At 69.3% G+C, this 13,702-nt stretch carries 11 protein-coding genes and 1 pseudogene; 4 read left to right on the forward strand and 8 right to left on the reverse strand.

Annotation, left to right across the window (positions count from 1 at the left end):
- Nucleotides 1-42: 42 nt before the first annotated feature.
- Nucleotides 43-1,629 carry an ABC-F family ATP-binding cassette domain-containing protein gene (locus ACZ4RZ_RS46655; protein WP_467753666.1) on the reverse strand — a complete coding sequence of 529 codons (1,587 nt, stop codon included), beginning with the start codon at nt 1,627-1,629 and terminating at the stop codon, nt 43-45.
- Between the two features lie 199 nt (nt 1,630-1,828).
- Nucleotides 1,829-2,485: a peptide deformylase gene (locus ACZ4RZ_RS46660; protein WP_467753667.1), complete on the reverse strand. Its 657-nt coding sequence runs from the start codon at nt 2,483-2,485 to the stop codon at nt 1,829-1,831.
- Nucleotides 2,486-2,689: 204 nt separating this feature from the next.
- On the opposite strand from ACZ4RZ_RS46660, the gene ACZ4RZ_RS46665 reads away from it, so the two are divergent.
- Nucleotides 2,690-4,096, forward strand: a complete 1,407-nt coding sequence (locus tag ACZ4RZ_RS46665; RefSeq protein WP_467753695.1) for a PepSY-associated TM helix domain-containing protein — start codon at nt 2,690-2,692, stop codon at nt 4,094-4,096.
- 87 nt (nt 4,097-4,183) lie between these two features.
- On the opposite strand, the gene ACZ4RZ_RS46670 is transcribed toward ACZ4RZ_RS46665, so the two are convergent.
- From ACZ4RZ_RS46670 to ACZ4RZ_RS46680, 3 genes are all read right to left on the reverse strand, one after another.
- Nucleotides 4,184-4,531, reverse strand: coding sequence for a tetratricopeptide repeat protein (locus ACZ4RZ_RS46670; protein WP_467753668.1), 348 nt, complete (start codon nt 4,529-4,531; stop codon nt 4,184-4,186).
- Between the two features lie 68 nt (nt 4,532-4,599).
- On the reverse strand, nt 4,600-5,040 hold the full coding sequence (locus tag ACZ4RZ_RS46675; protein ID WP_467753669.1) for a MarR family winged helix-turn-helix transcriptional regulator: 441 nt from the start codon (nt 5,038-5,040) through the stop codon (nt 4,600-4,602).
- Nucleotides 5,037-5,552: a MarR family winged helix-turn-helix transcriptional regulator gene (locus ACZ4RZ_RS46680; protein ID WP_467753671.1), complete on the reverse strand. Its 516-nt coding sequence runs from the start codon at nt 5,550-5,552 to the stop codon at nt 5,037-5,039. Before ACZ4RZ_RS46680 ends, ACZ4RZ_RS46675 begins: the two co-directional genes overlap by 4 nt.
- A gap of 177 nt (nt 5,553-5,729) precedes the next feature.
- On the opposite strand from ACZ4RZ_RS46680, the gene ACZ4RZ_RS46685 reads away from it, so the two are divergent.
- The 3 genes from ACZ4RZ_RS46685 (at nt 5,730) to ACZ4RZ_RS46695 (ending at nt 11,371) form a co-directional block, all read left to right on the forward strand.
- Nucleotides 5,730-6,695: a pirin family protein gene (locus ACZ4RZ_RS46685; protein ID WP_467753672.1), complete on the forward strand. Its 966-nt coding sequence runs from the start codon at nt 5,730-5,732 to the stop codon at nt 6,693-6,695.
- A gap of 368 nt (nt 6,696-7,063) precedes the next feature.
- Complete coding sequence (locus ACZ4RZ_RS46690) at nt 7,064-7,528, forward strand: ATP-binding protein (protein WP_467753673.1); 465 nt, start codon at nt 7,064-7,066, stop codon at nt 7,526-7,528.
- 144 nt (nt 7,529-7,672) lie between these two features.
- Complete coding sequence (locus tag ACZ4RZ_RS46695) at nt 7,673-11,371, forward strand: NACHT N-terminal helical domain 7-containing protein (protein WP_467753674.1); 3,699 nt, start codon at nt 7,673-7,675, stop codon at nt 11,369-11,371.
- A 27-nt stretch (nt 11,372-11,398) separates the two neighbouring features.
- Here ACZ4RZ_RS46695 and ACZ4RZ_RS46700 read toward each other — a convergent pair whose 3' ends face one another.
- From ACZ4RZ_RS46700 to ACZ4RZ_RS46710, 3 genes and pseudogenes are all read right to left on the reverse strand, one after another.
- A complete protein-coding gene (locus tag ACZ4RZ_RS46700; protein ID WP_467753675.1) occupies nt 11,399-11,605 on the reverse strand; it encodes a hypothetical protein in 207 nt (68 codons plus the stop codon).
- Nucleotides 11,606-12,289: 684 nt separating this feature from the next.
- Nucleotides 12,290-12,481: pseudogene (locus ACZ4RZ_RS46705) on the reverse strand (dihydrofolate reductase family protein); the annotation flags it as partial.
- A gap of 281 nt (nt 12,482-12,762) precedes the next feature.
- On the reverse strand, nt 12,763-13,701 hold the full coding sequence (locus ACZ4RZ_RS46710; protein ID WP_467753676.1) for a sigma-70 family RNA polymerase sigma factor: 939 nt from the start codon (nt 13,699-13,701) through the stop codon (nt 12,763-12,765).
- Between the last annotated feature and the right edge of the window lies 1 nt (nt 13,702).

The raw sequence follows: 13,702 nt of genomic DNA on the forward strand, positions 1-13,702 counted from the left end.
CGCGACGACCGGGTGCCGCCGCGGTCGGCGGCACCCTCGGCGTCAGGCCAGCGACACGAGCTCCAGATACTCCTCGCTCCGCAGGTCCTCGTCCGCGTCCGGGAGCAACAGCACCCGGTCAGGACGCAGGGCCTCGATGGCGCCCTCGTCATGGGTGACCATGACGATCGCGCCCGGATAGCTGCCCACCGCGGCCAGCACCTCGGCCCGGGAGACCGGGTCGAGGTTGTTGGTGGGCTCGTCCAGGAGCAGCACGTTCGCGCCCGAGTGCACCAGACCCGCCAGGGCGAGCCGGGTCTTCTCGCCCCCGGACAGGACGCCGACGCGCTTGTCGGCGTCGTCGCCGGTGAACAGGAACGAGCCGAGCACCCGCCGCACCTCGCCGTCGGTGAGGTGCGGCGCCGTGGCAGCCAGGTGGCCGCGGACCGTGTCGGCGGGGTCCAGCGTGTCGTGCTCCTGGGCGAAGTAGCCGAGGCGCAGCCCATGGCCGTGCACCACACGCCCGCTGTCCGGGGTGTCGTGGCCGGCCAGGAGCCGCAGCAGCGTGGTCTTGCCCGAGCCGTTCAGGCCGAGGATCACCAGCCGGCTGCCCCGGTCGACGGCCAGATCGACTCCGCTGAGGACGCGGAGATCCCCGTACGACTTGGTCAGGCTCACCGCGCCGAGCGGCATCCGCCCGCAGGGGGCGGGCTCGGGCAGCCGGATCCTGGCCACCTTCTCCGTCCGCCGGACCGGTTCGAGCCCGGCGAGCATGCGGTCGGCGCGGCGCGCCATGTTCTTGGCCGCCACGGCCGTCGACACATACGCGCGCATCCTGTCCGCCTGGGCGTGCAGCGCTGCCGCCTTGCGCTCGGCATTGGCCCGCTCCCGGGAGCGGCGGCGCTCGTCGGCGTCCCGCTGGGTGAGGTAGGCCTGCCAGCCCGTGTTGTGGACGTCGAGCGTGGCCCTCCGCGGGTCGAGGTGGAAGACACGGTTGACGACGTCGGCCAGCAGCGAGGTGTCGTGGCTGATGAGCACGAGTCCCGCCTGATGGTTCGTCAAGAAGCCGCGCAGCCAGGCGATCGAGTCGGCGTCCAGATGGTTCGTCGGCTCGTCCAGCAGCAGGGTGCCGTGGTCCGCGAACAGGATGCGGGCCAGCTCGACACGGCGGCGCTGACCGCCGGACAGGGTGCCGACCGGCTGGTCCATGACCCGCGTCGGCAGCCCGAGGCCCGCGGCGACCCGGGCCGCCTCCGCCTCGGCCGCGTACCCGCCACGCGCCTGGAACCCGGCCTCCGCGCGCACATAGGCGTTCATCGCCCGCTCGGATCCGTCGGCCATCGCGGCCTCGGTCACGCGCAGCGCGCGTACGGCCTCGTCCAGGCCCCGCGCCGACAGAATCCGGTCGCTGACCGTGACCGTCGGATCGGCCGCGCGGGGGTCCTGCGGCAGATAACCGAGCGCCCCCGTAAGGGAGATGGAACCGGCGGCCGGCCGCGCCTGTCCGGCCAGGGTGTTCAGGAGGGTGGTCTTGCCCGCGCCGTTGCGGCCGACCAGGCCGATGCGGTCGCCGGGGGAGACGTGGAAGGAGATGTCGGACAGCAGCAGACGGGCGCCCACGCGCACGTCGACACCGCGAACAGTGATCATGGGAATACGCTCCGGGGAATCAATCAGCAAAAGGACACACGAGTGGCGTGGAAGCGGGTCCTTGAGCTAAGAGATGCGGGGCGTAGACATGCGGTCAGGCTAGCGAGGGGCTCGCTCGGGCGCGACGGAATTTCTCGCCGGTGCGAGCCGTCGGCCCCCTTCGTGCGTCACCTCATGCCGGGCTCCGGCGTCCGCCGGTTCAATCGGGCAGCTTGAACCCCAGGGCCTCGGCCGCCCGCTCCGGCGTCGGCTGGTTCCAGCGCTCGGCCATCGCCTGGTTCGAGGACAGGGAACGCGGCTCCGCGCGGTCGAGGTAGAGCATGCCGTCCAGGTGATCCGTCTCGTGCTGGACGATGCGCGCGGGCCAGCCGGTGAACACCTCGTCGACCGCGCGGCCGTGCTCGTCCAGCGCGCTCAGCCGCACCTCGGCGTGCCGGGCCACCACCGCCTGCCAGCCCGGAACGCTCAGACAGCCCTCGAAGAACGCGGCCCGACCCGCGCCGACACCCTCGTACGACGGATTGACCAGCACCCGGAACGGCTGCGGCACCCGCCCGCGTGCCAGCCGTACCTCCTCGGACACCGGAGCCGGGTCCTCGATGACGGCCAGCCGCAGCGGTACGCCGACCTGCGGCGCCGCGAGGCCGACGCCCGGTGCCGCGTGCATCGTCGCGCGCAAGGCGGCGACGAAGCGGGTCAGCAGCCCCGGGTCCAGCTGGCCGTCGAAGGGCTCGGCCGGTCGGCGCAGCACCGGGTCACCGGCGGCGACGATCGGCAACGGGCCTTCGTGGGCGAGGAGTTCCTCGACCTGGTCGCTCAGGGGGCGTGAGGTGCTGGGGTCACGTTCGGATGCCATCGCGCCAGGATGCCAACACGGATCCCGCTGAGCGAGGCGGAGCCAGGCGAGTCCCGCATCTTCCCGCATGTGACGCACGCCACGTCTCTGCCCGGGAACTGGGCGCCGCGGCACCCCGACTACTGGACCGCCACCGGCGAGGGGAACCCAACTCCCCGGCCCACGGCCCGTTTCCGTCCCCTGCCCGACCGGAGAACCCGCCCCATGCCCACCGCTCCCTCGACCACGACGGACGAGTCCCCGCAGTCCGTCGCTCCCGCGCCGTCCCGAAGAGCCTGGTCCCCGATGCGCCCCCTGGTCCTGCGCCTGCACTTCTACGCCGGACTGCTCGTCGCCCCGTTCCTGCTGGTCGCCGCCGCGACCGGCTTTCTGTACGCCGCCTCGTTCCAGGCCGAGAAGATCGTGTACTCCCACGAGCTGACCGTCCCCGTCGGCGAGCACAAACTGGCGTTGTCCGAGCAGGTGGCCGCCGCCCGCGAGGCCCACCCCGAGGGCACGGTCTCGGCCGTACGCCCCTCACCGGAGGCGGACGCGACCACTCGTGTGCTGCTCTCCGGTGTCCCCGGCGTCGGCGCCGACCACACGCTCGCGGTCTTCGTGGACCCGTACACCGGGAAGGTGCGCGGAGCCCTCGAGCAGTACGGCTCCACCGGCGCGCTGCCTCTGCGCACCTGGATCGACGGGCTCCACGCCAATCTGCAGCTGGGCGAGAACGGCCGGCTCTACAGTGAACTCGCCGCGAGCTGGCTGTGGGTGATCGCGGGCGGTGGCCTCGTACTGTGGTTCGGCCGCCGCCGCTCCCGGCGCAAGGTGCGCGGCACCAGCGGGCGACGTCGCACCCTGGGGCTGCACGGCACGGTCGGCGTCTGGGCGGCCGCGGGGTTCCTCTTCCTCTCGGCGACCGGTCTGACGTGGTCGACGTATGCCGGCGCGAACATCGACACCCTCAGGACCTCACTGGGACAGGCGACCCCCTCGGTGTCGGCGGCGACGGGCGGCGAGCACGCGGGCCACGCCGGCTCGGGGGCCGGTGACGCCACGGCACGGGACATCGCCCTCGACATCGACAGCATCCTCGCGGCCGCCCGTGGCAAGGGCCTCGGCGACCCCGTCGAGATCGTCGCGCCCGCCGACGCCGACTCCGCGTACGTCGTCAAGCAGATCCAGCGCAGCTGGCCCGAGAAGCAGGACTCGGTGGCCGTCGAGCCGGCGACCGGCAAGGTCACCGACGAACTCCGCTTCGCCGACTACCCGCTGCTCGCCAAGTTGACCCGCTGGGGCATCGACGCCCACACCGGCACCCTCTTCGGCCTGGTCAACCAGATCGCCCTGATGGCCCTCGCCCTCTCGCTGATCCTGCTCATCGTGTGGGGCTACCGCATGTGGTGGCAGCGCGGCCGCGCCTCCGCGTTCGGGCGGCCCATCCCGCGCGGCGCCTGGCAACAGGTTCCGCCGCAGATCCTCGTCCCGGCGATGGCGGCCGTCGCGGCCCTCGGCTACTTCGTCCCGCTGCTCGGCATCCCGCTGGCGGTGTTCATCGCCGTGGACGTGCTGCTCGGCGAGATCGCGTACCGGAAGGGGAAGCGCACCTACGGCGGCCAGACAGCTTGATCGGACACGCGAACGCCGGACGGAGACGGACAAAGGCCGGTCACCGAAGTGACCGGCCCACCCCCGAAGGGGCCCTGAACGGTGGGATCACACCTGGGCGAAGTCGCCCGCGAGTGCCGAGGCGATGCGGATGTGCGACTCCGCCTCGTCGTGCCGCCCCTGGCGTTGCAGCGTGCGCCCCAGCATCAGCCGGGCGTAGTGCTCGACCGGGTCGAGCTCCACGAGCACACGCAACTCCGTCTCGGCGCGGCGCAGCTGAGCCGAGTGGTAGTAGGAGCGCGCCAGCAGCAGCCGGGGTCCGACCTGCTCCGGCACCTCCTCGACCAGCCCGTCCAGAATCCGCGCCGCGGCGGCGTAGTCCTTGGCGTCGAAGAACATCCGCGCCCGCTCCCAGCGCTCCGCGGCCGTTCCGTGGTCGTAGTACGTCGTTTCCACTGCTGACCTCCTTCGACGGGCCACAACGGGATGCATTGGTTGAATATTCCACGACCTCGTGGGTTCGGTTATGCCCCGGCCGGCTCCGCGTTGGCCCGAGCTGTGACGAGGGTCAGCACGCGGCCCGCGGTCGCCAGGTCCTCGGCGGGGATGCCCGCGTACAGCCGGGCCGCGATCTCGTTGCCGCCGGCGCGGATCGCCTCGAACAGCTCGCGGCCGCTGTCCGTGAGCGACACCTGCCCGGCCCTCGGCTCCTCCAGCTGCTTGAGGACCGTCATCTCGTCGACGGTCTCCCGGGCCGCCGCCTCCTCGATCTTCAGCGCGCCGGTCAGCCGGCCGACGAGCCAGTCGCGCTCGACGGTCCCGCCGTTGTCCGAGACGGCCCTGAGGGCCACCGACTGGTTGAAGGTGGTTCCGGTGCGGGCCAGCACGGTCTCCAATGCGGCGCGGCTCGCGTAGTGGGCCAGGCCTATGACCTGGCCGTTGACGGGGGGAGTGGTGGTGGTCATGACTGCTCCTTCTCGGAGTGCTCGCTCGTGGAATATGTCGTCTGTGACGGTGGATCGAGTGGTACGTCGAGCAGCGCGGCCAGCTCGTGGCTGAACGCCTTCGTGCGCTCGCCGTCGAGCCCGCCGAGGGGTTCGAGAAGCTGGTCCAGAAGGCCCTGGACCACCCGGATCGCACGGCGGGCGATCTCGCGCCCCTCCGCCGTGAGGGTCAACTGGACCGCCCGGGGGTCCGCGGGATCCCGGGTGCGGTCGACAAGGCCGGCCGACTCCAGGGCGCGGGCCAGCTTCGACACGTAGAGCGCTTCGAGTCCGGTGTGGTCGGCCAGCTGACGCTGACTGGGCCGGCGCCCGTCCCGGTGCATGCCGTACAGCGACGCCACCAGCGAGTACTGCGCGTGCGTCAGGCCCAACGGGGCGAGGGCCCGGTCGACGGCCACGCGCCATTTCATCGACAGGCGCCAGACCAGGAAACCGGGTGTCGCGTTCTCGGATACCGATGTCACCGAACTCATGCAAGAAACAGTACATGGCTACTATATTCATGGCTACTATTTCTGGGGCCGGTCCGCCCAACGGCCTACACACCTGGGACCGAGGTCGTAGGACCGCGTCTGTTCTGAGTCAAGTGCCCCTCAATGGGCGGGTCGATGGACTGACGGAGGGTCCCCGACGGGGTTAGGTTGGGTGCCATGAGCAATCTTGATCGCGAGGCGGTTCCCGCCCTCTGTGGCGGCCGCGGTTTCGTGGTGGCCGAGCCGGTGCGCGAACTCCTCAGCCCCCGCCGGGTCAAGCTCGGCGAGTCCACTGAAGTCCGCCGTCTGCTGCCCAACCTGGGCCGTCGCATGGTCGGCGCCTGGTGCTTCGTCGATCACTACGGGCCCGACGACATCGCCGACGAGCCCGGCATGCAGGTCCCGCCGCACCCGCACATGGGCCTGCAGACCGTCAGCTGGCTGCACGAGGGCGAGGTGCTGCACCGTGACTCCATGGGCAGCCTGCAGACGATCCGCCCGCGCCAGCTGGGCCTCATGACCTCGGGCCGGGCCATCAGCCACTCCGAGGAGAGCCCCAAGTCGCACGCCCGCTTCCTGCACGGCGCGCAGCTCTGGGTCGCCCTCCCGGACGGCCACCGCCACACCGACCCGCACTTCGAGCACCACGCCGAACTGCCCGTCGTCACGGCTCCCGGCCTCAAGGCCACGCTCCTCCTGGGCACCGTCGACGGCACCGCGTCGCCCGGTACGACGTACACCCCGATCGTCGGCGCCGACCTGGCCCTGGCGAGCGGCACCGACGTACGACTGCCGCTGGAGCCCGACTTCGAGTACGCCGTCCTGTCCATGTCCGGCGAGGCCCACGTCGACGGCGTACCGGTGCTCCCCGGCTCGATGCTCTACCTCGGCTGCGGCCGCACCGAACTCCCCCTGCGCGCCGAGTCGGACGCGGGCCTCATGCTCCTGGGCGGCGAGCCCTTCGAGGAGGAGCTGATCATGTGGTGGAACTTCATCGGCCGCACCCAGGAGGACATCGCACAGGCACGCCAGGACTGGATGACGGGCTCGCGCTTCGGCGAAGTGAAGGGGTACGACGGTGACCCACTGTCTGCTCCTGAACTTCCGCCCGTGCCACTGAAACCGCGCGGAAGGGTGCGCTGACCTGGGGTTGCAACTCTCGGGCAAGCCTCTCGCGGGACGCGGCTGTCCCCGCTCGACACCCCGTTCTCCCGAGGGGTGATCGCACCTGAGGAGTCCAGCGACGGACAACGCTACGTTCTCATGTCTGGCCATCTGTAGGCGGGTTTAGTCAGCCTGATGCTGACCCAATGCCGACTTTCCTGACGGGGCGTCAGCACCATTGCGTTGGTGCCGCAGCTGTTGGAGCGCCCGCCCCGGAGCTGCCGCTCGCGTATAGGCCAGGCCGATGCTGACTTCGGTGACTTGTGCTGGGGCAAGGCGCCACCAAGTGCCTGGGCGACGAAGGGGAGGAGAAGTACGTGACGAGGGGGCTTTGTGGGAATCCCCCAATGCCCCGGCGTGCCGCTGCTGCCGTACTCACCCCTTGGGCGGACCGCCATTTGAAGCTGCTCACCGGGGAACTGGTCGCGAACTCGGTCACGTACACGAAGGCCGCGTGTGTCGTGTGTGTACGGTGGACCGGAGAGCGGCTCCGCGTGGAAGTCACTGATGCCGACCCCACCTCGGTGGCTCCGCCACAGGCACTGTCCACGGACGAGCATGGGCGCGGCCTATTCCTCGTCGCGGCATTGGCAACAGAGTGGGGGTCGAATCCCTGCACAGCGGGGAAGATCACTTGGTTCGAACTGGCAATCCCCACCTCTACGAAGCAGACCGCAACTTTGACGTCCTCGCAGTGCGACGTGCCTACTGAGAGGGCGGTCGTCACCTGTGCAGGCAGCGCCCACCTGGCTGTCGCGGAAGCTGTACCAATAGCCGATGTGCATCCACGAGTTGAGCATCAAGCGGCCTGAGCGGTTTACGAACAGGCCGCTTCCGACGGCGGCCACCAAGAATTGGCACGGCCGCCGTCACTACCTCGGCGGCTCCGCCACGCCGGCCCGCTCCCTGCCCGTAGGCTCCGACTCTGATGAGCCGCGTGACATAGGGAGCGCCACGTGTCCGGCAGTGACCTGATGGCCGCCTTCTGGCGCCCGCTGAAGAAGATGGTCAAGGACAACGACGTCAGCCGGAACGAACTGGGCAGACGGCTGAAACTCAGCGCCTCGACCCTGTCCGAACTGCTGAACGGGAAACAGGCTACGGCCCCGAGCTGGGACGTGGTGAGTACGGTCGTGACCGCCTGCCACCAAGCCCCCCAACTCGCCTACTGGCGCACACGGCTGACGGAACTGGAGAGGGAACTCGAGTTCATCGCCGTACGACATCGGACGGAACGGCCACAGGCCCCAGCCGAATCCTTCGGCTGCTCCGTGTGCAATGACGAGTACGAGGACGAGCGTTTCCGGGCGTACATCCGGGAGCAGTCGAGCGACGGATGGAAGTTCAGATCCTTCAGCACGGCTGCCCGCATCCTTGCAGGTCGGCACCCAGTTCTGCGCAGGGATGCCGAGAGGCTCCTCGAGGACGATCTGGAGTCTCCGGAGGACCGGGAAGCGTTCCGCGATCGCTTCGACGACATCGCCCGGCGCATGTTGGGCGGTCTCGGCGCCAGGGTACGCCGAGCCTGTCTTACCCATCGGGTGGGGCTCCTGCGCGCTGCGCACACAATCCTGCTCCTGGAAGGCGGAGTAAAGAGCCCGGCGCTCGACCTCGGATGGAGCGACGATCCGCCCACTGACCGGACGGATCTGGCCGAGTTGTTCGGCGCAGTGCTTGGTGACGGGACCCTCGCTTCCGGGCCGCTGCCCGTTGCCGACGTCTCTTACGTCGATCACCACGCCCGGGTCCTGGCGCACTACAGCGAATTCGCTGAGGAGTGGGCGGTCACAGCGGCTTCCGAAGAGGCCCACGGCGCTGCCGAGGAAGCCACCCTCGTCTACGAGGCTCGCTTGGCGGAACTGGCCGCCGAATGCCCGGAGCTGTTCGTCTGGGCGAGCATGCAGGACGGCCCGGAGGCCGTAGGTGCCCTCGGCGCCTGCCCGGCGGGCGAGGCACGCGACCGGCTGGAGTCGTTGTACCGGGAACTGCACACGCAGAACGGGGGACTGGACGGCCTGGAGACCCTCCTGCGGGCCCTCTCCCGCAAGACGACTCCGGGCGAGTGGCCCGCCCGGCTCTCGGAGATCTACCGGCACGAACTGAACCGCCCGATCTCGCCCATCGGGGAGACCAGCGACGACGAGCCGAGACCCCGCATCCCATTCCTCGCCAGGGGATACATCAACCCCGCCTTCCGGACCGCCGTCCACGAACCCGGCGCCATGCCCCACATCGACGCCTGGTGGAGCACTCGCCCCCTGCGCCAGGAGATCCAGGGCTTCCTGGCCGGTCACCTCACCGGATTTCCGAACAACCGCCCGCTGATCGTCCTGGGCGACCCGGGCGCGGGCAAGTCACTGCTCACGCGGCTGCTCGCCGCCCGACTCCTGCCCGAGGACTATCTGCCGATCCGGATCGAACTCCGCAATGTATCCGCCGACGTCGACATCCTCGAACAGATTGCTCAGGCGTTACGGCTCGCGACTCTCAAGGACATCACCTGGGCCACGGTCACGGAGTCGTCCAAGGGCGTGCTGCCGGTACTGATCTTCGACGGTTTCGACGAACTGCTCCAGGCCGGCGGCGCCGACCACTGGCACTACCTCCAGGACATCGCCGACTTCCAGCAGGCCTCGGCCGAGAACGGTCTCCCGGTGATCGCGATCGTCACCAGCCGCACCGTCGTCGCCGACCAGGCGAAGTTCCCCGACGGCAGCGTCATCATCCGCCTGGAACCCTTCGACGACACCCGCATCGCCCGCTGGACGGACACCTGGAACACGACCAACGCCCGCTACTTCGACCGCCGCGGACTGGCTCCCCTCCGCCGCGACCTGGGGTCCCTCTACCCGGACCTGGCGGTGCAGCCCCTCCTGCTGCTCATGCTCGCCCTATACTACAGCGTTGAGCAGGGCGCGGGGCTCATACAGATCAACCCCGCCTCCATGAACCGCGTCGATCTCTATGAGCGGCTGCTACGGCTCTTCGTCCGCCGCCAGATCACCAAACTTGAGCCCAAGCTGCGACCGGAGGCCCTGGAGGAGCGCGTCGAGAACGAACTTGACCTCCTCTCGGTCATCGCCGCCGCCATGTTCAACCGTGGCCGCCAAGGCGTCAGCGCCGAAGAGGCCAACAACGACCTGAGCTTCCTGCGCGCACCCGACAGCAGGACCGCGTGCCCCGAGGCCCGGCTCCTCTTCGGCCGGTTCTTCTTCATCCACGAGGCCAAGGCCACCTTCGAGGGCGGGACCGACCGGCGGTGGTACGAGTTCTTGCACGCTACGTTTGGAGAGCACCTGGTCGCCCGGAAGATCGCCCGCACCCTGTCACACTGCCCCGACCGCGGCCCGCATGACGGTCTGTTGTTCGATCTGCTCTCCTACTCACCCTTGACCGACCGCGCCCAGATCATCGACAACCTCCGCGACTTCGTACCCTCCTGGGAAGCCGTACGCCCTCTCTTTCCCACCGCGCTCGACGACCGTCCCGCCCACAGCCACACCGGCTACACGCCGAGACCAGCGCGCATCATGTACCGCCACGCCTGCTACAGCGCGAACTTGCTCCTGCTCGCCCTGGCCCCCGGCCAACTGGTCACCTTTTCGGAGTTCATGGGCGACAGCGCAGACCCGGCCGCCCACTGGCGCGAGCACGCGCTGCTCTGGAAGTCGCAGCTGCCCTCGGACTCCTGGGACGCCTTCACCCGCGCGGTGGGCAGCGTGCCCCAGAGGGCGCCCCTTGGCCGGGCGGAAGGACGGCGCGACATCGCCCTCTGCCTGTCACGGCACGAGGTGCCTGCGACGGCGAGCCGTGCGGCCTGGGTGCTGGATCCAAAGGAAGGACAGGAAGGGGACGATGAGCTGCTCACGCAAGACGAGCCGCATGAGGCGCTCCGCCGCTCGCGCCTGCTGTACGACCGCGATGTGGAGTTCGTACTGGAGCCAGCGCTTCCAGTGTTCGAGGAGTTCGAGGAACTCGCCAGCACGTACACCGTCGATCCCTTCGGGCAGTCAGCGTCCGTGGCCCATGCCCTGGTCTCCCTGCTGCTGTGCGGCCCCGCACCCGCTGACGGCCTGACGGCACGTTACGAGGCGTGTCTACGTGCCCTTGACACCACCATGAGTAGATGGACGAAGAACCGTCTCATCGCGCTGATCAGTCACAGGCTGGCTGGTGAAAGTGACCGGCTTCCCGTGGATTTCGTGAGCGACACGGTGTGGACGCTGGCGCACAACTGGGCCGCCCCCCGACGCAGCCACAACAGTGACGACAGGACACCCCTCTCCCTGCTCTCCATCGCCTGCCGCATGCTCGCCCGTGACGCCGACGAGCAACTGGCCATCGTCGTCGCGACGTTTCTGGCGCTGGAACCCGGAAGCCTTGTGAGCGACTTGGGCATCCGGCGGCGACGGCGGTGCACGGGCGACGTGCTTGTCCGGCTTTTGCATCGAATCAAGGACATCTCGGCGGCGGCGGAACGCACCCTCTCGTGCCTCTGGCTGCTGAAATTGGCTATCGCTCTCGATCAGCGTGAGTGGTGTGACCAGTACGCCGAACGACTGCTCGACATGTTGGGCGTCGACGGACGGGACAGGCTGCTCCCGTCCGAGGCGGAGTACGTGATGAGACCGAGGGGCGGCACCCTCGACAGGTGAGCGCCGCCCCACCAGTCCACGCGCCGTTTAATCCGCGTCCTTGTCGTCAGCGATGAGCCGGTCCAGTTTCTCGGCGAACCAGAGCGAGACAGCGCCTGTGACAACGGGCCCCACTCCGAGCAGCGATTCCCCGGCGAGCTGCCCCAGCGCCTCGGCGGCGGTCCCTGCCGCCGAGCCGGCGGCGACGGCGGTGCTCATGATCACCGCGCTCCGCAAGGTGACGATCTTGCCCATGATGTCCTCCGGGACTAGTAGGTGATCTCACCTTCGCGAAGCCGCGCGCGACGGTGGGCGGACGCCGAAACAGTCCGAAGCCGTCTATGAACATCCAGGTCAAGTCGGGTCTGGGAGACCGGTTCACCGAGGCACGCCGAAGCGTGCCGAACCCGATGGGGAGCTTTCTGCCCCGGAAACGACGAACAGCCCCAACACCGCGACCAAGACCGTGTCGTCGTTCCCCGAGATCTCTTCCACGACGACCGGGGCCAGGTGGGAGAAGGCCGCCCAGAGCGCGCTGCAGTCACACGAACGGTCAACGGCCCAGAGGCTTGTAACGCTACGTCACGGGACACACGAAATGGATCAGAGCCCCAAGAATTCCCCACGGACGGCCAGTTACGGATGTGACTCTGCGTGAACACTCGTGGCACGGGGGCCTCTCTGTCGAATGTCCGTGGCGTTTCGGGCTCGGCCGTGACCGCTCCTGCCGGGCCGTTCCGGTCCGTGCCTTCCCGCTCGGGCCATGGCGTTGTCAGCCTGAGTGGCCAGGGCGGCGACAAGGTCGGCTGCGGGTGGCAGGTCGGTGACGAGGTCGATGGCCTCGCTCGCCCATACCGGCAACGGGGACACATCGCCTCGTACCACGTCAGCCACGTCACCCTCAGCCCGAGCCGGATGGGCGACATCGCCCGCGCCGCCCTGGTCGGCGGTCTCCCAGTACAGCATCGTCTCGTACAGCCGTCGTCCCAACAGGTGGACGCCGACCTCTCGCACCTCGTTGGTGGCGAAGCGAAAAACCTCCTCGTCGGGCGCCGTCCAGTCGAAGTCGCCGTCCGGCCCGACGATGTAGCCGTCAAGTGAGACGCTCATCGAATAGGTCACGCTGCGCATCAGAGGTCCTCCTCGGTAACGGGTTCGACAGTACGACCGCCGGACGCCGCAGGACTCATCGCGGCTCGCGGGATCCCCTGGGCCGAGTCACCTCACGAGATCATTTCGTTGAGAAAACCTCACTGTGTCGACCGACAGTTGGCCATCGGGGATCCGAACTGCATGGCCGAGTCTGATTCGGGAAGACCGACGTACTTCGGCCCCCGTGCTGCTGTGCAGCGCGGGGCCCAAGGGCCGCCGTCCTCGCTCCGCCCCAGGTCACTGGATTCCGGTGGCTCTGATCACCATGCATTGATGACCGGCGCGTCGGGCTCGTGCTGCCGCCAGGCCTCATTGAGGCGCGCGAGCCGGTCTGCGGCGGCGATGCCACGCAGGGACGCGACCTTGCCGTCGCTGACTTCGAACGCCACAGCGCCCACGACCCGGTCGTCGACCACGGCGAGGACGGCCGGAGAGCCGTTGACCAGCGCGATGTGCATCGCAGGGGAGCCGCCGGCCAGCCGCCGCTTCGCCGGAGTGGGCTTGAAGCCGGCCCGCACGTAGGAGGCGATGCGCTCGCGCGTCTTGTACCGCAGCAGCCGCCTGGCCAGTCCGGCGCCGTCCGAGACCGCGGTCGCATCGGCGGTGAGCATCGCCACCAGCCGTTCGGTGCGCCCCGACGTGGCCGCGGCGAGGAACTCCTCGACGATCCGGCGCGCGGACGCGGGGTCCACTTCGTCGCCGCCGCGGCGCTCGGCAGCGACCCGGCGTCGGGCCCGGTGGACATGCTGCTGGCTCGCGGACTCGGTGATGTCGAGGATCCCGGCGATCTCGGCGTGGGGGTACGAGAAGGCCTCGCGCAGGACGTAAGCGGCCCGCTCGACCGGCGAGAGGCGCTCCATGAGGGTCAGTACGGCCAAGGACACCGATTCGCGCTGCTCGAAGGTATCGGCAGGGCCGAGCATCGGGTCGCCCTCGAGGAGTGGCTCGGGCAGCCAGTCTCCGACAGCGCGCTCGTGGCGCGCCTGCGCCGAGCGGAGCCGGTCGAGGCAGAGATTGGTGACGACCTGGGTCAGCCACGCTTCCGGCACCTCGATGCGTTCCCGGTCCGCGGCCTGCCAGCGCACGAACGTGTCCTGTACGGCGTCCTCGGCGTCGGCGGCCGAGCCGAGTAGACGGTACGCGAGCGAGGCCAGCCGGCCCCGGCTGGCCTCGAACCGATCGATGGCTGCGCTGTCCATG

This window comes from Streptomyces sp. NPDC027189 (assembly GCF_055566975.1).

What these genes read in the sequence shown, in the direction of transcription:
- ACZ4RZ_RS46680 (WP_467753671.1), bottom strand. Translation starts at nt 5,552, where the DNA reads ATGAGTTCGGTGACATCGGTATCCGAGAACGCGACACCCGGTTTCCTG.
- ACZ4RZ_RS46700 (WP_467753675.1), bottom strand. Translation starts at nt 11,605, where the DNA reads ATGGGCAAGATCGTCACCTTGCGGAGCGCGGTGATCATGAGCACCGCC.
- ACZ4RZ_RS46710 (WP_467753676.1), bottom strand. Translation starts at nt 13,701, where the DNA reads ATGGACAGCGCAGCCATCGATCGGTTCGAGGCCAGCCGGGGCCGGCTG.
- ACZ4RZ_RS46675 (WP_467753669.1), bottom strand. Translation starts at nt 5,040, where the DNA reads ATGACCACCACCACTCCCCCCGTCAACGGCCAGGTCATAGGCCTGGCC.
- ACZ4RZ_RS46660 (WP_467753667.1), bottom strand. Translation starts at nt 2,485, where the DNA reads ATGGCATCCGAACGTGACCCCAGCACCTCACGCCCCCTGAGCGACCAG.
- ACZ4RZ_RS46655 (WP_467753666.1), bottom strand. Translation starts at nt 1,629, where the DNA reads ATGATCACTGTTCGCGGTGTCGACGTGCGCGTGGGCGCCCGTCTGCTG.
- ACZ4RZ_RS46685 (WP_467753672.1), top strand. Translation starts at nt 5,730, where the DNA reads ATGAGCAATCTTGATCGCGAGGCGGTTCCCGCCCTCTGTGGCGGCCGC.
- ACZ4RZ_RS46690 (WP_467753673.1), top strand. Translation starts at nt 7,064, where the DNA reads ATGCCCCGGCGTGCCGCTGCTGCCGTACTCACCCCTTGGGCGGACCGC.
- ACZ4RZ_RS46665 (WP_467753695.1), top strand. Translation starts at nt 2,690, where the DNA reads ATGCCCACCGCTCCCTCGACCACGACGGACGAGTCCCCGCAGTCCGTC.